The following is an 18,604-nucleotide window of genomic DNA, read 5'->3' as shown; positions in this document are numbered from 1 at the left end:
AAAAGCGCGTGGCGACACTTCCGCGCAAAAAAGCGGCATAGTGGCGGAAAGTCAAAAACGCAAGACGATTACAGGCCCGGCATCACGCGGCCGCGCGTTAGGCTTGGAGCAATGGATATGACATCTGACCCCGATCACCTGGATCTTTCGACCTTTCCCGAAGCGGCACGGGCCGATGTCTGGCGCCAGCGCCTGGCGGCGTTCGGGCTGGCGGCGGCGGAGGATGCCGGGGCCGGGTTGAGCGGGGCGCTCAGCGTTCTGCAATCGGTCAGCGGCTTGCGGATCGGCCGGATCGTGGCCCCGGCGCAGGATCTGCGCCCCGCCAGGGTTCAGCCGCGGCCGGCCCCGCTTCTGTTTGTCCTGACGCTGCGCAGCCGCGGCGTTCTTTCGGCACAGGGCCACCTGCAATATTTCGCGCAGAACGATCTGGCGGTGCTCGATCAGGGCAATGACTGGCAGTTGCGCTGGTCGGGGGATGCGAAGGCGATCCTGCTGGAACTGCCCCGCTCGGCCGTGGCGACGCGCCTTGGCCGCCAGAAGCCCCGGCTGCCGCTTGTGCTGGGCGGGTCCGTGGCCGCCGACATGGCGCGCTCGATGCTGGGGGTTCTGGGGGCGCAGTTCGATGCCCTGACGCAAGAGGATCTGGCCGCGAGCGAGGGCGCGCTGCTGGATCTGCTGTGCAGCGCCCTGATCGGAGAGGCCGATTTCGACGGGGGCGCCATGACGCCGGTGCAGGTCGCCCATTTCCGGCGCGTGGCGGCGGCGATCGACACACGGTTGCAGCGGCCCGATCTGACACTGGCCGACATCGCGGGGCAGGTGGGCCTTTCGGCGCGCTATGTGCAGCGGTTGTTCGAGCTTCATGGCGACAGCTTCTCGCGCTATGTCCGCCAGAAGCGGCTGGAGCGCAGCCGGGCCGATCTTCTGAACATCAGCCAGAATGGCGTGAGCATCGCCCAGATCGCCCATCGCTGGGGCTTTGCCAGCGCGTCGCATTTCAGCCGCTCGTTCCGCGAGGCCTTCGGCATATCGGCCAGCGCCCTGCGCGAGGACAATCTGGAGGCCCGCCTGCCATATGCGTTTCGCGGCCATCCGGGCGGTGCGGTGAAGCATCCCGCGAAAGGCCAGCCTCCGCCGCCCCATGGCGAGCCCTGCGATCCGGCCTCGGACCTGCCCGAACCGGCGCCGAACCCCGACAACATGGCTGATTTCCTGTTGCCCGCCCGTGCGGATACGGTGCATTGGGGCTATATCAGCCGCGCCATTCCGCCCGTTCTTTACGTGCCGTCCGGCGCGGTGGTCAGGGTTGAAACCCTGACCCAGCACGGCGGTGACGATTACGCCCGTTTTGTCGAGGGCGATCCGGGCGCGCAAAGCGTGTTTCACTGGACCCGCGAGGCCAAGCCGGTGGATCGGCGCGGCGCCGGGCCGATGGATGCCTCGATCTTCGGGCGCGGCGCGGGCGAGGGCTTTGGCGTTCACATCTGCACCGGGCCGATCCATGTCAACGGCGCCGAGCCGGGCGATGTGCTCGAGGTCGAAATCCTCGAGATCGCCCCGCGCCCCTCGGCCAATCCGCTGTACCGTGGCAAGGCGTTCGGCTCGAACGCCTCGGCCTGGTGGGGATATCAGTACAACGACCCGCTCAAGGGCACCAAGCGGCACGAGACGATCACCATCTTCGAGGTCGATCTCGAGCGGCCGGACGAGGCGCGGGCGCTGTATCAATATGTCTGGACACCGCAGACCGACCCGTTCGGCGTGGTGCATGAGACGATGGATTACCCGGGGATCCCGGTCGATCATCGCCTGATCGAACGGCGGCCTTCCCTCGACAATGTCACCATCCCCGCGCGCCCGCATTTCGGTTTCATCGGCGTCGCCCCGCGCGAGGCGGAGATCGTCGACAGCATCCCGCCCGGCTATTTCGGCGGCAATGTCGACAACTGGCGCGCCGGGCCGGGATCGCGCGTCTATCTGCCCGTCGCGGTCGAGGGGGCGCTGCTGTCGATCGGCGACGGCCATTTCAGCCAGGGCGACGGCGAGATCAACGGCACAGGGCTCGAGATGTCGCTCACCGGCACGGTCCGCCTGCGCCTGCACAAGGCGGGGGCACAGACCGTTCCGCAGATCCGGGGCCTCTCGACGCCGCTGATCGAGACGCCCGAGGAATGGGTGATCCAGAGCTTCAGTTTCGAAAACCACCTGCGCGATCTCGGCCGCAGCGCGCAGACCGATGTCTACACGCGCGCGTCACTTGACCGCGCGTTGCGAAACGCTTTCCGTCAGGCCCGCCGCTTTCTGATCGACACTTATGGTTTGACCGAAGACGATGCCCACGCGCTGTTGTCCGTCGCGGCGGATTTCAGCGTTACCCAGGTTGCGGATGGGAATTTCGGCGTCCATGTCAGTATCCGGCGCTCCTTGTTCGGCGACAAGCACAGCGGCAATGCCGTGGGTGGATCATCGGGTTCCTGAACGGGCTTGCGGCCAGGGGGCGCGGGCCCGGCATTCGGGGAGTGGGTGGGAAGGCGCCTGGGCGATTTCCGAAAAGGTTGACGTATGAGAGGCGCTTTCTTTCGGGCCGGTCGCGCGATAGATTGCGGCCATGCCTGCCGATCTTTCCGCCCATTTCCCCTTGCGCAAATCCCGCGTCCACGAAGCTTGTGGGCCGGGGGCGCCCGGTTTTGCCGGGGCGGTCTGCGCGCAAGGCAGCGGCCCTGTGCTCTGGGTTGTCGAGGCCTGGCGGCATGAGCAGGTGAATCCGGTTGCCTTCGGCGCCTTTGCCGATCCTGCGCGCTTGCTGGTGGCGCGGGCCGGTGACCAGCGCGAAGCGCTGGCCGTGGCCGAAGTGGCGCTGGGCGATGGCGCCGTGCCGTTGGTGATCGTCGAGCTTGGCGCGCCCCTCAGCCTGAAGGCGGGCCGGCGGCTGCAACTGGCGGCCAAGTCCGGCGGCACCACGGGGCTGTGCCTGATCCCCGAGGGGATGGGCAGCAATGCCGCCGAAACCCGCTGGCACTGCACCCCGGTTTTCGACGCATCTGACTCGACTCGGATGCGATGGGAGCTTATCAAGAACAAATCAGGAACACTTGGGGTCTGGGATGTTCGATGGGATGCAGCGGCGCGTCGTCTCGATGTGGTTCCCCCGGCTGGGAAGCGACCGGGTTCTCAGGGCGCGCCCGGTTGAAGGGCCTTTCGCCCTGACGCTGAAGCAGAACAATGCCGAGCGGCTTTCTTGCCTGAACGCGCTGGCCGAAGGGCAGGGCCTGCACCGCGGTATGGCCTATGCCGATGCGCGCGCCTTTTGCCCGGATCTGATCACCAGGCCCGCCGACCCGGCACAGGAGGCGCGGTTTCTGCACGCCCTGCGCCGCTGGGCCACGCGCTATTGCCCCTGGGTGGGGCTGGAGGGCGCGGATGGTCTGGTGCTTGATATCACCGGCTCGGCGCATCTGTGGGGCGGCGAGGGCGAAATGCTGGCCGATATGCGCGCGCGGATGGCGCGGACGGGGGTGTCGGTGCGGCTGGGGCTGGCCGATACGCGCGGTGCGGCATGGGCGCTGGCCCGCCATGGCGAGGGCGTGGCGCCCCCGGGTGCGGCGCTGGCGGCGCTCGGGCCGCTGCCGGTGGCGGCGCTGCGGCTGGAACAGGCGACATCGGTGGCCCTGCAGCGGCTGGGGTTGCGGACAGTGGCTGATCTGGCCGCCGCACCCCGCGCGCCCCTGGCGCGGCGCTTTGGGCCGGGGCTGTTGCTGCGCCTGGATCAGGCATCGGGCGCGCAGGCCGAAGAGATCAGCCCGCTGGCCGACCCTCCTCATTTCGGTGTGCGGATGGCCCTGCCGGACCCGATCGGCCTGGCCGATGACGTGATGGCCGGAACCGAGCGCCTGCTGTCCCGGCTTTGCGCCCGGCTGAAAGCCCACGAGATGGGCGCGCGGGTGTTGTGCCTGACCCTGCGCCGCGTCGATCAGGGCAGCCAGCAGCTCGAGCTGCGCCTTGCCAGCGCCATGCGGGATCCGCACCGCATCTTGCCCCTGTTCCGGCGCGGCGTGGAAGGGATCGAGGCCGGTTTCGGCATTGACCAGCTGCGGCTTGAAGCGGTCCAGATCGAGCCCTTGCCGATGCAACAGCTCGGCCATGGCGGCCCGCCGGGGCAGGACGGGCTGGATGATCTCGTGACCCGTATCGGCAACCGTATCGGGCTGGAGAATGTGCTGCGCTTTCTGCCCGCCGACAGCCATATCCCCGAGCGCGCCTTTCTGATCGCCCCCGCCGCTTATTCCGCGCCGGAAAACGGCCCGTGGGTGGCTCCGCGCCCGCGCCCCCTGCGCCTGTTCCCGCCCGAGCCCATCGCGGGTTCGGGCGCCCGCCCGCCAAAGCATTTCCGCTGGCGGCGCATGGCGTTTGCGGCCGCGCGGGCAACGGGGCCGGAACGCATCGCCCCCGAATGGTGGCTGGAGGATGACAACTGGCGCAGTGGCGTGCGCGACTACTGGCAGGTGGAAACCCTGCAGGGGCGGCGGCTCTGGCTTTATTATACGCCGCAAAACCCCGGCTGGTTCGTGCAGGGGGAATTCGCATGATCGAAGTGAACCGTGATTTGCGGCCCGTAAAGGCCTTCCGCCGTGATCTGCTGCAGAGCGGGGCCGGCGCACCGGGCTATGCCGAGCTGTGCGTCACCTCGAATTTCACCTTTCTCACGGGGGCCTCTCATCCCGAGGAGCTGATCGCCCGGGCCGCCGAACTGGGGCTCGAGGCCATCGCCATCACCGACCGCAACTCGCTGGCGGGCGTGGTGCGGGCGTTTTCGGCGCTGAAGGAACTGCGGCGCGAGGCCGAAGAGGCGATCCGCATCCGCTCTCAATGCCGCACCGACAGTTGCTCGCGGCAGGAGCTGGGCAATGCGCAAGGCATCTCGCGCCCTTCGGCACCCAAACTGCCCCGGCTGATCATTGGCTGCCGCCTGGTCCTGCGTGACAGCCCCGTGGACTGGATCGCCCTGCCACGGGACCGGGCGGCCTATCAGCGGCTGACACGCCTGCTGTCTCTGGGCAAGCGGCGGGCCGGGAAGGGCGAATGCCACCTCGACATGGCGGACATGCTGCGATCCTGCACCGGCATGATCCTGATCGCCCTGCCGCGCGCGGGCGTGGAGGTGGCCGAGGCGCCTATCCGGCAAGTCCGCAAAAGTTTCCCCGGCCATGTCTTCGTAGGGGCCGCGCCGCGGTATGACGGGTCCGATCAGGCCTGGCTGACTGCCTGCGCCCGCCTTGCCCAGAAGACATCCGCGCCGATGGTCGCGGTGGGGGATGTTCTGATGCACCGGGCCAGCCGCAAGCAACTGGCCGATGTGCTGACCTGCATGCGCGCGCATATCACCATCGATCAGATCGGCACCCGCGCCCTGCCCAATGCCGAACGCCGCCTGAAAGGGGGCGCAGATATGGCGCGCCTGTTCCGCGATCATCCCGCCGCCCTGCGCCGAACCCTGGAAATCGCCGCCCGGTGCGCCTTCTGCCTGAGTGAGCTGAGCTATGAATATCCCGATGAAGCCTCTCAGGGCGAAGCCCCGCAGGAGCGGCTGGAGCGCCTGGCCCGCGAAGGGCTCGGGCGCCGCTATCCGGGTGGCGCGTCCGGGCGGGTTCTCGGCCTGATGACGAAAGAGTTGAAGCTGGTCGCGGAGCTGGGCTTTTCCGCCTATTTCCTGACGGTCCACGACATTGTCCAATATGCCCGCTCGCAGGGCATCCTGTGCCAGGGGCGCGGCTCGGCGGCCAATTCGATCCTGTGCTATCTGCTCGGCATCACCGATGTCAGCCCCGACCAGATCGCCATGGTGTTTGAGCGCTTCGTCTCGAAATACCGGGGCGAGCCGCCGGATATCGATGTGGATTTCGAGCATGAGCGACGCGAAGAGGTGATTCAGTGGATCTATGAAAAATACGGCCGCCACCGCGCCGGGCTATGCGCGACCGTGATCCATTTCCGCAGCCGTGCCGCGATCCGCGAGGTGGGCAAGGTGATGGGGCTGTCCCAGGATGTGACAGCCGGTCTTTCGGGGCAGATCTGGGGCCATTCCAACAGTGGCGCCGATGCCGGGCGCATTCGCGAACTGGGGCTCGACCCGGCCGACCGCCGGCTTGCCCAGACCATCCGCCTGATCGGCGAGATCATCGGCTTTCCCCGGCATCTGTCGCAGCATGTGGGCGGTTTCGTCATCACCAGGGGGCGGCTGGACGAATTGTGCCCGATCGAGAACGCGGCGATGGAGGCGCGCACGATCATCGAATGGGACAAGGACGATATCGACACGCTGGGCATTCTGAAGGTCGATGTGCTGGGCCTTGGCATGCTGACCTGTATCCGCAAGGCTTTCGGGCTGATGCAGCGGCACGAGGACAGGGCGTTGACGATCGCCACCGTCCCGCAAGAGGACAGGCAGACCTACGACATGTTGCAAAGGGCCGATGCGATCGGGGTGTTTCAGGTCGAAAGCCGGGCGCAGATGAACTTCCTGCCCCGGATGCGGCCCGCGACCTTCTATGATCTGGTGATCGAGGTCGCCATCGTCCGCCCCGGCCCGATCCAGGGGGGGATGGTTCAGCCCTATATCCGGCGGCGGCAGGGGCTGGAGGTGCCGGAGCCGTTCGGCCCGGCGCTGGAGGAGGTCACGAAACGCACCCTGGGTGTGCCGCTGTTTCAGGAGCAGGCGATGCAGATCGCCGTGGTGGGCGCGGGTTTTACCGCCGAAGAGGCCGACCACCTGCGCCGCTCGCTGGCGTCGTTCCGGCGGATGGGCACGATCGGGGCCTTCCGGGACAAATTCATCAACGGGATGCTGGGCAACGGCTATGGCCTTGATGTGGCGGAACGCTGTTTCGGGCAGATCGAGGGGTTCGCCGACTACGGCTTTCCCGAAAGCCATGCCGCCGCCTTCGCCATGCTCGCCTATGTCTCGGCCTGGCTGAAATGCCATCACCCGGCAATCTTTGCCTGCGCGCTTCTCAATTCGCAGCCGATGGGGTTCTACGCCCCGGCCCAGATCGTGCGCGATGCCCGTGAACATCAGGTCGAGGTGCGGCCGGTCTGCGTCAACAGCAGCGTGTGGGACAATACGCTGGAGCGCCGTATGGATGGCACGCTGGCCCTGCGGCTCGGGTTTCGGCAGATCAAGGGCTTCAGGAAAGAGGATGCGGACCTGATCGTCCGGCATCGCGGCAACGGTTATCGCCAGCCGGAATCGGTCTGGCTGCGCGCCGGTGTCGCGCCGCCGGTGCTGGAGCGGCTGGCCGAGGCGGATGCGTTCGCCGACATGGGATTGACCCGGCGCGATGCGATCTGGCAGGTCCGGGCCGTTCGCGGACAGGCCCCTTTGCCGCTGTTCGACGATCCGATCGACGGGGAGAGCATCCAAGAACCGCAGGTGGACCTGCCCGCCATGCACCTGGGAGAGGAGGTGGTCGAGGATTACGTCTCGATGCGCCTGTCGCTCCGGGCGCATCCGCTGGAATTGCTGCGCCCCACCATGCCGGGCCTGACACCACATGACAGGCTGATCACCGCACCGCTCAAACGCACCAGCGTCTGTGGCCTTGTCATCACCCGCCAACGCCCCGGCACCGCCTCGGGCGTGATCTTCCTGACCCTGGAGGATGAAACCGGCGTTTCGAATGTGGTGGTCTGGCCCAAAGTCTATGAGCGCTTCCGCCGTATCGTCATGGGCGGGCGGCTGCTGCGGGTTACAGGGCATCTGCAGCGCGAGGGGAGTGTCGTGCATCTGATCGCACAACAAATCGAGGATATGTCACACCGGCTGGCCGAACTGGGCCACCCGCTTGATGACGCTATCGGCATCACGCAGCCCCGGGCCGACGATGCGCCGCGCAAGCCCCACCAGCCCGCCCGCGCCAGGCATCCACGCGAACAGGCCAAGCGGCTGTTTCCCAGCCGGGACTTTCACTGACGGCCCGCGCCGCGATTGGTTTGTTCGCAGAACAAGCGCCTTTCTCGTGCCGGGCCCGCCGGCTTGGGCCCACAGCGCGGCCCGAGGGGGCCTTGCGGATAGCGGCGCGCCCCGTAACCGCGCGCGCAAATCCATCCGGGATCAGATCATTCGGGTGGCCGGTTCCTGGGAAGGCGCTAGTATCGGGGGCTGTCTACAGCAGTTCCTTGCGGTCGGTCAGCACCGCCACCACGCGGGCGATCGCGCGGTCGAGTTCGCGCCGGTCGATCACCGAAAGGCGCGGCTCGCGCCCCAGCGCGACCAGCCCGTGGACCGTGGCGAACAGGATGCGGGCGTTTTCAATATTGGTGCGGTCGGTGTTGACCGGCGAAAGCCGGGCCAGCGGGCCGGCGTAAAGCGCGATCAGCGGGGCCATCGCATCGTGAAACCCCGGCGTGTCTTCCCCCGGCGAAAGCCCGATGGAAAACAGCGTGCTCCAGCGCGGGGCCTCGGTTTCGGCATAGGCCAGATAGGCGTGGGACAGGGTAATCAGAACATCGGTGGGCGCCTCTTCCGCCAGCCCTTCGACGGCGCGGGCCATCTGCGCGGTCATATGCACCATGGTGCGGCGGTTCACCTCGACCGCGATATCGCCCAGATCACCAAAGACCGTATAGATCGCCCCCAGCGCGCAGCCCGCCTCCTGCGCCAGATCGCGGGCGCGCAGGGCGACGATGCCGCCACGGGCGATCTCGGCCTCGGCGATATCCAGAAGCCTGGCCCGCAGGGCATCGCGTTTCGGATTGGGGTTGCGGGCCATGGCTGCCTCCGTCCTGAACGTGGTTCAAGCGTGGCATGCAGTTTCCCATGCGTCAACGGTTGAGTTTTCCGGCGGCGGGGCCGGTCACGCAGCCTGTGAAATGATCCTGTTCAGAAGCTCTGCCAGCTCGGGGGCCGCGGTCAGCTGCGGGAAATGCCCGGTCGGCAGCGTGTGAACCGCCGCGCAGGCGGTTTCGGTGGCCATGGTCTTTTGCAGCGCGGGCGTGATGGTGCGATCCGATGCGCAGAGGATATAGGATTTGGGCACCGAGCCGACGCGCGCGGCGGTCAGATGCACCGGATCGGTCTGTGCCGCGTTGGACTGGGGCCCCAGATGGCGCAGGCCTTCGGCGCGCTGTGCGGGCGTGGCATCGTGAAACAGGTAATCCGCCGCAAGCTCGGGGGCCAGCCGGGTGGTGCCTTTCACCGGGCCGGGGATCACCGCCGCGCCGATGGTCGGACCCTCGCGCTTTTTCAGCGACAGCAGGCTGTCGCCGTCACGCGGCAGGAACGCGGCCAGATAGATCAGATGCGCCACGCGCTCCGGCATCGCCTCGGCCACCGCCGAGATGACCATGCCGGCCATGGAATGGCCGATCAGAACCGCGGGCGGCCCCTCTGGCAGCAGCGCGGCAACCGCGCGGGCGTAATCCGCCAGGCTCACGCTTTCGGGCGCGGTTGGATCGGCGCCGTGGCCGGGCAGGTCGGGCACTGCAACCTCATGCCCGCGCGCGGCCAGAAGCGGCCCCACCGCCCCCCAGCTTCGGGCGCAGCTCCAGGCGCCATGTACAAGGATCAGGCGCGCCATGTTTGCCTCGGTTGTCGGCTCATGCGCCTTGAAGTCATCGTTCGGCCCGGCAAAGTCAAGCCAAACCGCCCGTGCCCCTGTTGCGGCCAGGAGACAGGCCGGCGCATCCTTTGAAAATTCCGCATCAGCGCGCTTGCGCGGCAATCTGTGCAGGCGACAGTCGGGCGGTATCTGTAGAGAGTGACGGAAAACGGGGGGTGATGTGACAGGCGCGCATTCAACATCCGGGGAGGCTCGGGCCAGACCCGCCACGCCGCTGCGCGAAACCGCCCGGCTGGCGGCCTATTTCACCGAACAGAAATGGGCGGCGCTGCTGATGGTCGTGCTCGGCCTTGGCGCCGCGCTGGCCGAGACGCTGGGCATCGGTCTGGCGGTCATGCTGCTGTTCGCGCTGCTGGATCAGAGCGCCCAGATCATGGAGGGCGGCGGCCTTCTGGCGCGGCTTTACGGCGCGATCCAGAACGTTTTCGGCGCGTCGGCCTCGCTGATCGCCGTGGTGTTCTTCATGCTGATCCTGTTCAACGCCCTGCTGATCTATGCCTATCAGCTCATGGCCGCGACCATGCTGAACCTCGTGGCCGAGCGCTTGCGCGACATGGTGCACCGGCAATATGTGACGGTGGGCTACCGGTTCCTGCAGCAGCGTGAACATGGCGAGCTGATCCATACGCTGGCGACGGAAACATGGACGGTGTCAGGCGCGTTTTTCTCGATCGCGCGGATCGTGGTGAACATGTGCGCCGTTCTGGTGTTCGGGCTGGGCATTTTCGCCCTGTCATGGGTGGTGGGGCTGACGGCGCTGGTCTGCGCCGTGGCGGTGTTCGCGCTGCTGCGGCTGCTGGCGCGCCCGGTCCGGCGGCTGGGCCAGGAAACGCTGGAGGCCAACCAGATCCTGGCGGAGCGGATGCTGGTCAGCCTGACCGGGATGCGCACCTTGCGGGTATTCGCGCAGGAGAGCTATGTGCTGCGGGTGTTCGGCAGCGCGTCGTCGCGAGTGCGCCGGCTGGCGGTGCGGACAGAGCGGATCAAGGCTCTGATCGGCCCGCTGGGCGAGCTGGGCAGCATTTCCACCCTGATCATCATCGCGCTGGTGGCCAAGGCGGCCGGGGTCGATGTGCCGACGATCGTGGCGGCGGTTCTGCTGCTGTTCCGGTTGCAGCCGCATCTGCAGGAGATCGAGACCCACCGCATGGCGCTGGCCGAGATGCAGGCCTCGTTGCGAAACGTGCGCGAGATGCTCGACCGCTCCGACAAGCCCTGGCCGACCGAGGGCACGCTGACCTTTCCGGGCCTGGCACGCGAGGTGCGGTTCGAGAATGTGAACTTCTTCCACGATCCGCGGCGCGGGCCCAGCCTGGGTGATGCGAGCTTCACGATCCGGCGGGGCGAGACGACGGCCCTGTCGGGGCCCAGCGGATCGGGCAAGACGACGGTCATGAACCTGTTGCTGCGGCTCTACGAGCCAGATTCAGGGCGGATACTGGTCGATGGCGCCGATCTGAACGATTTCACGCGGGCAAGCTGGCTGTCGCGGCTTGCGATTGCCGGGCAGGATGTGGAGCTGATCGAGGGCACGGTGGAGCAGAACATCCGCCTTGCCGCCCATGACGCGACCATCGAGGAGATCCGCGCGGTCTGCGAAATGGTCGAGATTCTGGATGATATCGAATGTCTGCCCGACGGGTTCGACGCGCGGATCGGTGCGGGCGGCCTGAACTTTTCGGGCGGGCAGCGGCAGCGGATCGGGCTGGCGCGGGCGCTGTTGCGCGACCCGGAATTCCTGATTCTGGATGAGGCGATGAGCGCGATCGAACCGGCGCGCGAAGACCGGATCCGCCGGCGCATCGCCGAAATGATGCGCGGGCGCACGATCCTTGTGGTCAGCCATCGCAGCACCCCGAGCATCGACGCCGATCACACGGTTTTCGTCGAGAACGGCCGCGCGCGAGAGGCGGCGCGCGCTTAGTGCACGTCTTCGATATCCACCACGCCAAGCCGGAACCGGCGCCGCAGATAATTGTAGAACCTCGGCGTCAGCAGGAAGATCACGAGGCGCCGGATACGCATGTTCACCCGGTCGGTCAGGGCAGTGGGGATATTCAGCAGCCGCCACAGGCGCGGCCTGTCGAAGCGGAACATCTCGGCCCGGAAGGCGCGCCACAGCCGGCGGCTGGTGAAGCCGTTCTTGATCATGTAGTCCTGCAACCATTCCAGAAAGACCGGGCGCATGGCCGCGTCGCCCGCCGACCCACCGGCCTGATGGCAGGCTGAATCCGGGTGCTGGCGGTAATAGTCGAGCACCTGATCGGTGGTGATCACCCGGTAATGAAGGGTCATCTTGAAGAAGAACACCTGATCTTCGTAAAGCGTGCGGAACGAAGCCTCGAACCCGCCGACCGCCAGCAGATCCTCGCGCCGGACAAGCAGGCTGCAGATACCTGGCACGTTGCCGCCGTGGTTTTCGAGAAAGCCGATGGCGACGATCGGCGGCTCCAGCACCTGGCCGACCGGCAGGCCCAGCTCCGTCTGGATGTCGGAGGCCAGCCAGGGACGGCGGCGCGGCAGGTTTTCGCTGTTCCAGTTCGACCATAGCAGCGTCGGCCCCATGACCATGGACACATCCGGGTGCTCCGCCAGGATGCGGGTATGCACCGCGAGCCGCTCCGGCAACCAGATATCGTCGGCATCGAGAAAGGCGATAAATTCGCCGCGCGCCAGATGCAGCCCGGCATTGCGCGAGGCGCTCATGCCGCGATTTTCGTGGCCCGGATGCTCGGTATAGATGATGCGGCCGGGGTGGGCGGCGGCATAGCGCTGCGCGATCGCGGTGGCGCCGTCGGTGGACCCGTCGTCGACCAGGATCAGTTCCCAGTCGGTCATGGTCTGCGACAGAACGCTTTCGATGGCCTCTGCCAGATAGGCCTCGCCATTGAGGAAGATGATGATGCCTGAAACCTTCGGCGCATCGCCGGGTGCGGTCGTTACGGAAGTCGTCTCACTCGTCATTTTGCTGTCCCGGAAGGTGGCGTTGGGTTGTCTCAGGGGCCCGTGAACTCTCTGAGCATGGCTTCGAACATGTCTCCGGGCCAGTTTTTCACATGGATGCGCGGGATCTGGAACGGGTCTGACCTGGTGGTCGCGATGTCTTCGTAGACGGTGCAGGCGCAGCGCAGACCGGCTGCCTGCGTGTGCTCCAGCACGTTGCGGTCATACTTGCCGAAGGGATAGGCAAAGCTGGTGACGGGCCGGCCCAGCCAGCCTTCCAGATCGGCGCGGCTCTGGGTGATTTCGCGGGCGGCCTGATCGGGCGGGATCATGTCCAGCGGCGGATGCCAGACCGTATGCGCCCCGATCTCGATCAGGTCACAGGCGGCGAGTTCGTCCAGCTCTGCCCGGTTCATGGGGTGATCGGCCGGATCGCCCAGCGGCGGCAGCCCGGCCCAGGCGGCCAGCGCGTCGATCGCGCGCATGCTGTCGTCATTGTCCGCCATCAGCAGCGCCCGCCACACCTCGGTAAAGGCCAGAAGCCGCGGATCGCGCGGGGGGCGGCGGGGCATCTTCCACGCGTCATAGGATTGCGCGGGCGCATCGGGGATGGCCCATTCCCGGCGCGCGCCGCCGATGTCGAGCGTCAGGGTCGGTGGCAGCGGGGCGCCCGTCAGGAAAATACGCACCAGCGCATCCCACCAGAACTCCCGCGCCGCGCCGATCGTGCCGGTGGCGACGAAGATGGTGGCAGGCACCCCGGCGGCCTTCAGCGCGGGCAGGCCGGCGGCCATATTGTCGAGATAGCCATCGTCGAAGGTGACGGCGACCGAGCGTTTGGGCGGGGCGGGGCCAGCCAGGGTATCGGCCAGGTCGGTGAAGGTCTTGCAGGCGCCGAATCGGCGCAGGACCTCGAGCTGTTGAGCGAAATTCTCGGGCGAGACCGACAGATCCCAGGGATCGGCGGAGGGTTCGGCGATACGGTGATAGAGCAGCACGATCCCATGCGGCGCGGTAGCGGCGCGCAGCCGTGTCGGAAACCGCCGCGCGCGGCGGGCCCGGGCAATCAGTAACGTCTTCAGGTCACCGGGTTTTCCGTGATCGGGCGGGTGTTTGCCTGAGGTGGCGTTGGCGTCCGTCATGCTCGAAATTCCTGCCGTGCCGGGGCGGCGTTCCATATGATTTGAGGGGCATAAGCCCCGACTGACAATGTTTTGACAGCTAATCTTGTTTCTTGAGAAAGATCAATGTGGTCAATAAATTACCAATGTAATCTACATGTATTAGGCGAATTGTTCTTCTTTACACAGGGTCCGATTCGCCATCCTGATTGCCTTGGGGCACTATCGTCTGTGATTGAAGGATGAGTTTTTCATGTTGGAGATCGACCGTAATTCCTGGTCTACCTCGCCGCGTACTGTCCTGATCACTGGCGTCGCCGGGTATATCGGCAGCCACACCGCGCTCGCCTTTCTGGATGCCGGGTGGCAGGTGATCGGCATAGACAACCTGTCGGTGGGAAAGCAGCGCGCGGTGCCGCAGGGGTTGGATTTCATTCAGATCGACTGCACCGATCCCGCATTGCCGCTGATCATGCGGCAGATGAACATAGATGCCGCCGTGCATTTCGCCGGGCTGATCAGGGTGGATGAATCGGTTCAGAAGCCGGTTGAATATTATCAGGCAAACCTTTGTAATGCTGGTACATTCTTTAAATCCGCCTTGGCCATGGGCATAAAGGCGGTGGTGTTTTCCTCGACTGCGGCGGTTTACGGCGATACCGGTTCCGCGCCGGTGGTGGAGAACACGCCGACGCTGCCGATGTCGCCCTACGGGCGGTCGAAACTGGCCGCCGAATGGGTGTTGCGGGATCTTTGCGCGGCGTCGGATCTGCGGCATGTCATTTTCCGTTATTTCAACGTCGCGGGCGCCGATCCCTGCGGGCGGGCGGGGCCGCGCAAGGACGCCTCGCATCTGATAAAGGCCGTGTCGGAGGCGGCCGTCGGGCGACGCACCAGCCTCGTGATCAACGGCGAGGATTACGACACACCCGACGGCACCTGCGTGCGCGACTACATCCATGTGTCGGATCTGGCCGATGCCCATGTCGCCGCGGTGACCCATCTTCTGCATGGCGGGCAGAGCATGACGCTGAACTGCGGCTACGGGCGCGGGTTTTCGGTGCGGGATGTGATCGACCGCGCGTTGCCGCTGGCCGATCGACCGTTCGACGTTGCCGTTGGCCCGCGCCGGCCCGGCGACTCTCCGAGTGTGGTCGCGGATGTTCAGGCGTTGTGGAAGGCGTTACGCTGGACACCACGGTTCGATGATCTCGGCTTGATCCTCAAAACCGCGATCGACTGGGACCGGGCGACGCTTCTGTCGGAGCCGGAGGCTGCGGAAACCGCCGGGCAGCAGGCCTGAGGCTCTGACGGGGGCGGGCAGCATGGATTGTACAACGTGACGCGTGTCACTGTGATCATCCCGGCATATAATGCCCGGGCGACGCTGGGCCGGACATTGCAGAGCGTGTTTGATCAGACCCACCGCAACCTAGAGATCTTCGTCGTCGATGACGGGTCTACCGACAGCACGCCCCTGCTGGCCGAAAGGGCGGCCTGCCGCGACAAGCGCGTCATCGTGCTGCGCCAGCAGAACGCGGGCGTGGCGGCGGCGCGGAACCTGGCCCTGGCGCAGGCGTCGGGCGAATATACCGCCTGGCTGGATGCCGACGATCTGTGGCACCCGACCAAGATCGAAAAGCAGCTCGCGGTATTCGCGAATGCGCCCGAGCCGCCAAGCTTTGTCTACACCGGCTATCGGCTGATCGACACGGACGACCGGATCCTGCCCAATTTCCGCACCCTGACGGATGTGTCCGGCCATACGCTCTGCCGCCAGATCGCGACCAATTTCTTCAGCAATGTCAGCAGCATCATGATCCCGACAGAGCTTGCGCGGCGGTTTGGCGGGCATGATCCGCGGCTGCGCGGCTGGGGGATCGAAGGGGCGGAGGATCTGTTGTTGCAGCTTCAGCTTTCCACCATCGGCCCGGCCGGCTGCTGCCCCGAGGCGCTGGTGGGTTACCGGATGCATCCGCATAACATGTCGCTGGGCCACAAGCGGGCGGCACGCTCGAACCTGCGGGCGCTGGACCTGATCGAAGAGATGGACCCCGATGTGCCGGGCTGGGTGTTCCGGCTGGGGCGGGCGCGGACGGTCGGCTATGTGCTGCACATGCTGCATGGTGGCGATGTGGCGGGCGCGCGGGCGCTGTTGTGGTGCGTATTGAAGCGGCAGCCGCTCTACACGCTGCTGACGCTGGCGCTGATCGCCCGGTGGAAGCTGTGCGCGGCGCTTGGCATCGGCCCGCAGCGCGATCCGGAGGTCGGCACCGATTTCCTGCAGGCCGATCCGGTGCGCGCGCCGTGGCATGGCCATATGCTGCTGACATCGTGGCACCGGCGCAGGCTCGACGCCGCCGATGCGGCGCGGCGCGAGGCGATCCCTCAGCCGGCCACCGGCACCTGTTCGCGCCGCCAGAAGGGCATATAGGCCAGCAGCACAACAAGCATCATCGGCAGCAGAAAGATCACCCGCGCCCCATAGCGCTCCGCCGGTTGGGAAATGCCGCCGCAGACCAGCGCATTGGCCAGCACCCCCAGCAGAACCATCGCCACGAAACCGCGTATCCGCGCCGGTGGCCCGGCGTGGGGCATCACCATCAGGGCCAGAACCAGAACCGCGCTGAGGCGATAGAGGATGCGGTGCCACGCCTCGACCTCGTCCAGCCAGGGCGGCACCTGTGTCAGGCGCGACTGCCACAGGACCTGCGGCAACTCGTCGGTCATCGCGGCCATAAGCTCCAGCGTGTTGTCGATCGGCAGGGTCATGACGATGCTGACGGTTTCAAGCTGTTCGACCATATTGCCCAGAACCGCCAGCGCCACACCCACCGGATGGGTCCGGATCACATCAGAGACGAAGGCGGATTGTTCATAGGCGATGCGCTTTTGCGTCTCGCCGTCCAGCAGCGCGAAAGAACCCAGTTCGTCGGATTTGCCGAACATGATCTGGCTGGCGTCGATCCGTTCCGGGTGATCCTCGAGCGTGGCGTAGAGATCGCATGTGGCCAGCGTGTCGGACGGGCAGACATCGGCCAGCCTGTCCATCCCCGGGCCGTCGACGATGAAGCGCACGGTCAGGAACGGCTGATACACCACCTCGGCATGCTGAACGGTTTCGACAACCGTCTTGAACGCGGCGCGCTCGGCCAGACCGGCCACCGCGACGAGGCCGACAAGGGCGATGCCCAGCCATCCGCGCCGGGGCCGGATGGCCAGCGCCACGAGGATCGCGGCAGGCACTGCCAGCCCCGCGATCAGAAGGTGCGACGGGTGGGTGGTGACGGCCCAGGCGGCCAGCAAAACGCTCAGCAGCATTTCCCACCACCGCATGACCCCGGCAAAGAGGGTCAGCGCCGAGAGGCACAGGATCATGATCGGGGTGAAGATGTCGGGCATCAGATAGACGGTGTAGAAAGCGGCGGAGCCAAGGCAGGCGGCGCCGATGGCAAGGGCGGTGGCCGGCGCGGTTTTTGGCACGGTTTGCGGGGCCCCGGGCGCTGTGCGGGACGCCACGCGGAACGTCAGAAACACGGCCAGGACCAGCAGCGCCGATTGCAGCACAGGGGCCGCGCCCGCGCCAAGCGCGCGGGTGGCAAGCGTCAGGAACAGCGCGTAGGTGGCCGAGCGGCTGCCGGTGACGACATCGTCGTTCTGCCCCGAGCCGGACGCGCCCCCGCCCTCGGCGCCGGCCGTGTCACGCCGAAAATCCAGCCCCAGCGCATCGGCCGAGGCCGCGCCCTGGGCGAAATAGGCGCCCGTGTCCACATAGGCCAGCGGCGCGCGGTTCACCGCCCACATCACAAGGCAGGCGGCCAGCGCGGCCGCGTACCACAAGCTATTGTAAAGCCGGGGTGAAATTGCGTTTCTCATGGTGTCTCCGGCCCGGCTGAAATATGATTACGGGTGGTGTTTCGCGGCAATGAGGAAACGCTACAGGCCCGCAGGGGCTTCGCCAAGGGGGCAGATCCGCCCCGGCCGGTTCTCAGGGCAGCAGCGCCAGCCAGACCCAGACGGTGAAGATGGATGACAGCGTGCCGACAAGCACCGCAGAGGCCGCGACCCGCCGCGCCGCGCCGTACATGTTGGCGAAGAGATAGGCATTCACGCCCGGCGCCATCGCCGCCGTCAGGATGGCAGAGCGAAACTGCCCCGTGGGCAGCGACAGCGCGGTGCCCATGAGCCAGACGACGGCCGGATGTAGCACGAGAGACACCGCACAGACAAAGGCGATGGTTTTCAGATCCCCCTCGGGGCGATAGCGGAACAGCACGCCGCCAAGGCCGAACAGGGCAGCGGGCAGGGCGGCGCGGATCATCAAGTCAATCGCGTCTTTCAGAACGCCGGGCACAGGCAGCCCGGTGAGGTTCACCGTAAAGCCAAGGACGATTCCGATGACCAGTGCATTTGAAAATATCGCCTTCAGCACCGAGCCCGCAGTGCCGGCAAGCCCGCGCCCGGTGCCACGGTTGCGCACGATCTCCATCACCGTGATGCCCAGAGTATAGCAGAACGGCGAATGTATCGCGATGATCGCATAGTTGGGTTCCAGCGCGTCGGGGCCATAGGCGCGCTCGGTGATCGGCAGGCCCAGCAGCAGCGAGTTGGAGAACAGCCCGACAAAGCCGATGGCGACGCTGTCTTCCCAGCTGCGCTTGAACAGATAGCGCGCGCCGAGCAGCCCGGCGAGAAAACCGGTGCTCGCCCCGGTGTAGAAGCTGAGCAGCAGGCGGATATCGAAGTGCTGATCCAGATCGAGGGTCGAGATCGCGCGGAACAGCAGGCAGGGGATGGCGAAGTTCTGGGCGAATCTCATCAGCCCGTCCACGCCTTCATCGGTTATCATGCCGCGCCATGCGGCGGCATAGCCGAACCCGAGGACCAGGAAAACCGGAAGGATGACCTGGATCAGCGCTTCCATCG

13 protein-coding genes are annotated in these 18,604 nt (G+C 66.3%); 7 read left to right on the top strand and 6 right to left on the bottom strand.

Translation table 11 applies throughout. From position 1 onward, the window contains the following. Positions 1-117 precede the first annotated feature (117 nt). The 4 genes from TQ29_RS11595 to TQ29_RS11580 all read left to right on the top strand — a co-directional run bounded on the left by TQ29_RS11595 (position 118) and on the right by TQ29_RS11580 (position 7,966). Positions 118-2,478 (top strand): acetamidase/formamidase family protein, encoded by a 2,361-nt coding sequence (locus TQ29_RS11595; RefSeq protein ID WP_054540417.1) that lies wholly within the window; start codon positions 118-120, stop codon positions 2,476-2,478. A gap of 130 nt (positions 2,479-2,608) precedes the next feature. Further along, positions 2,609-3,190, top strand: a complete 582-nt coding sequence (locus tag TQ29_RS11590; protein WP_037208999.1) for an ImuA family protein — start codon at positions 2,609-2,611, stop codon at positions 3,188-3,190. Next, a complete protein-coding gene (locus tag TQ29_RS11585; RefSeq protein ID WP_054539286.1) occupies positions 3,105-4,586 on the top strand; it encodes a DNA polymerase Y family protein in 1,482 nt (493 codons plus the stop codon). The genes TQ29_RS11590 and TQ29_RS11585 overlap by 86 nt, the downstream gene beginning before the upstream one ends. After that, positions 4,583-7,966, top strand: a complete 3,384-nt coding sequence (locus TQ29_RS11580) for an error-prone DNA polymerase (RefSeq protein ID WP_054539285.1) — start codon at positions 4,583-4,585, stop codon at positions 7,964-7,966. Before TQ29_RS11585 ends, TQ29_RS11580 begins: the two co-directional genes overlap by 4 nt. A 193-nt stretch (positions 7,967-8,159) precedes the next feature. Here TQ29_RS11580 and TQ29_RS11575 read toward each other — a convergent pair whose 3' ends face one another. Together TQ29_RS11575 and TQ29_RS11570 are read right to left on the bottom strand one after the other, a co-directional pair. Then, positions 8,160-8,765: a TetR/AcrR family transcriptional regulator gene (locus TQ29_RS11575; RefSeq protein WP_054539284.1), complete on the bottom strand. Its 606-nt coding sequence runs from the start codon at positions 8,763-8,765 to the stop codon at positions 8,160-8,162. An 84-nt stretch (positions 8,766-8,849) separates the two neighbouring features. After that, complete coding sequence (locus tag TQ29_RS11570; RefSeq protein ID WP_157445576.1) at positions 8,850-9,572, bottom strand: alpha/beta fold hydrolase; 723 nt, start codon at positions 9,570-9,572, stop codon at positions 8,850-8,852. 202 nt (positions 9,573-9,774) lie between these two features. Here TQ29_RS11570 and TQ29_RS11565 point away from each other — a divergent pair, with 202 nt between their 5' ends. Further along, positions 9,775-11,538: an ABC transporter ATP-binding protein gene (locus tag TQ29_RS11565; RefSeq protein ID WP_054539282.1), complete on the top strand. Its 1,764-nt coding sequence runs from the start codon at positions 9,775-9,777 to the stop codon at positions 11,536-11,538. Here the strand turns inward: TQ29_RS11565 and TQ29_RS11560 are convergent. Then, positions 11,535-12,578: a glycosyltransferase family 2 protein gene (locus TQ29_RS11560; protein WP_054539281.1), complete on the bottom strand. Its 1,044-nt coding sequence runs from the start codon at positions 12,576-12,578 to the stop codon at positions 11,535-11,537. The two genes, TQ29_RS11565 and TQ29_RS11560, sit on opposite strands and share 4 nt — an antisense overlap. A gap of 32 nt (positions 12,579-12,610) precedes the next feature. Beyond that, a complete protein-coding gene (locus TQ29_RS11555) occupies positions 12,611-13,699 on the bottom strand; it encodes a polysaccharide deacetylase family protein (protein WP_054539280.1) in 1,089 nt (362 codons plus the stop codon). Between the two features lie 232 nt (positions 13,700-13,931). Here TQ29_RS11555 and galE point away from each other — a divergent pair, with 232 nt between their 5' ends. Both galE and TQ29_RS11545 read left to right on the top strand, forming a co-directional pair. Beyond that, positions 13,932-14,981, top strand: coding sequence for a UDP-glucose 4-epimerase GalE (gene galE / locus TQ29_RS11550; protein WP_054539279.1), 1,050 nt, complete (start codon positions 13,932-13,934; stop codon positions 14,979-14,981). A 36-nt stretch (positions 14,982-15,017) separates the two neighbouring features. Next, positions 15,018-16,112: a glycosyltransferase family 2 protein gene (locus TQ29_RS11545; protein ID WP_162231823.1), complete on the top strand. Its 1,095-nt coding sequence runs from the start codon at positions 15,018-15,020 to the stop codon at positions 16,110-16,112. On the opposite strand, the gene TQ29_RS11540 is transcribed toward TQ29_RS11545, so the two are convergent. Together TQ29_RS11540 and TQ29_RS11535 are read right to left on the bottom strand one after the other, a co-directional pair. Then, the gene (locus tag TQ29_RS11540) at positions 16,067-17,554 is read right to left on the bottom strand and encodes a hypothetical protein (protein WP_157445575.1); all 1,488 of its coding nucleotides are present in this window, start codon (positions 17,552-17,554) and stop codon (positions 16,067-16,069) included. The two genes, TQ29_RS11545 and TQ29_RS11540, sit on opposite strands and share 46 nt — an antisense overlap. 112 nt (positions 17,555-17,666) lie before the next feature. Further along, complete coding sequence (locus TQ29_RS11535) at positions 17,667-18,602, bottom strand: AEC family transporter (protein WP_054539276.1); 936 nt, start codon at positions 18,600-18,602, stop codon at positions 17,667-17,669. Between the last annotated feature and the right edge of the window lie 2 nt (positions 18,603-18,604).

Source organism: Actibacterium sp. EMB200-NS6, from assembly GCF_001305615.1.
In the GTDB taxonomy this organism is placed as follows: Bacteria; Pseudomonadota; Alphaproteobacteria; order Rhodobacterales; family Rhodobacteraceae; genus Actibacterium_A; species Actibacterium_A naphthalenivorans.
The sequence above is the reverse complement of the archived record's forward strand: the minus strand, read 5'-3'. Positions and strand labels throughout refer to the sequence as shown.

Excerpts from the sequence above, each read along its gene's own strand:
- TQ29_RS11535 (WP_054539276.1), bottom strand. The coding sequence starts at position 18,602 with ATGGAAGCGCTGATCCAGGTCATCCTTCCGGTTTTCCTGGTCCTCGGG.
- TQ29_RS11595 (WP_054540417.1), top strand. The coding sequence starts at position 118 with ATGACATCTGACCCCGATCACCTGGATCTTTCGACCTTTCCCGAAGCG.
- TQ29_RS11590 (WP_037208999.1), top strand. The coding sequence starts at position 2,609 with ATGCCTGCCGATCTTTCCGCCCATTTCCCCTTGCGCAAATCCCGCGTC.
- galE (WP_054539279.1), top strand. The coding sequence starts at position 13,932 with ATGTTGGAGATCGACCGTAATTCCTGGTCTACCTCGCCGCGTACTGTC.
- TQ29_RS11555 (WP_054539280.1), bottom strand. The coding sequence starts at position 13,699 with ATGACGGACGCCAACGCCACCTCAGGCAAACACCCGCCCGATCACGGA.
- TQ29_RS11580 (WP_054539285.1), top strand. The coding sequence starts at position 4,583 with ATGATCGAAGTGAACCGTGATTTGCGGCCCGTAAAGGCCTTCCGCCGT.
- TQ29_RS11575 (WP_054539284.1), bottom strand. The coding sequence starts at position 8,765 with ATGGCCCGCAACCCCAATCCGAAACGCGATGCCCTGCGGGCCAGGCTT.
- TQ29_RS11585 (WP_054539286.1), top strand. The coding sequence starts at position 3,105 with ATGTTCGATGGGATGCAGCGGCGCGTCGTCTCGATGTGGTTCCCCCGG.
- TQ29_RS11560 (WP_054539281.1), bottom strand. The coding sequence starts at position 12,578 with ATGACGAGTGAGACGACTTCCGTAACGACCGCACCCGGCGATGCGCCG.
- TQ29_RS11570 (WP_157445576.1), bottom strand. The coding sequence starts at position 9,572 with ATGGCGCGCCTGATCCTTGTACATGGCGCCTGGAGCTGCGCCCGAAGC.
- TQ29_RS11540 (WP_157445575.1), bottom strand. The coding sequence starts at position 17,554 with ATGAGAAACGCAATTTCACCCCGGCTTTACAATAGCTTGTGGTACGCG.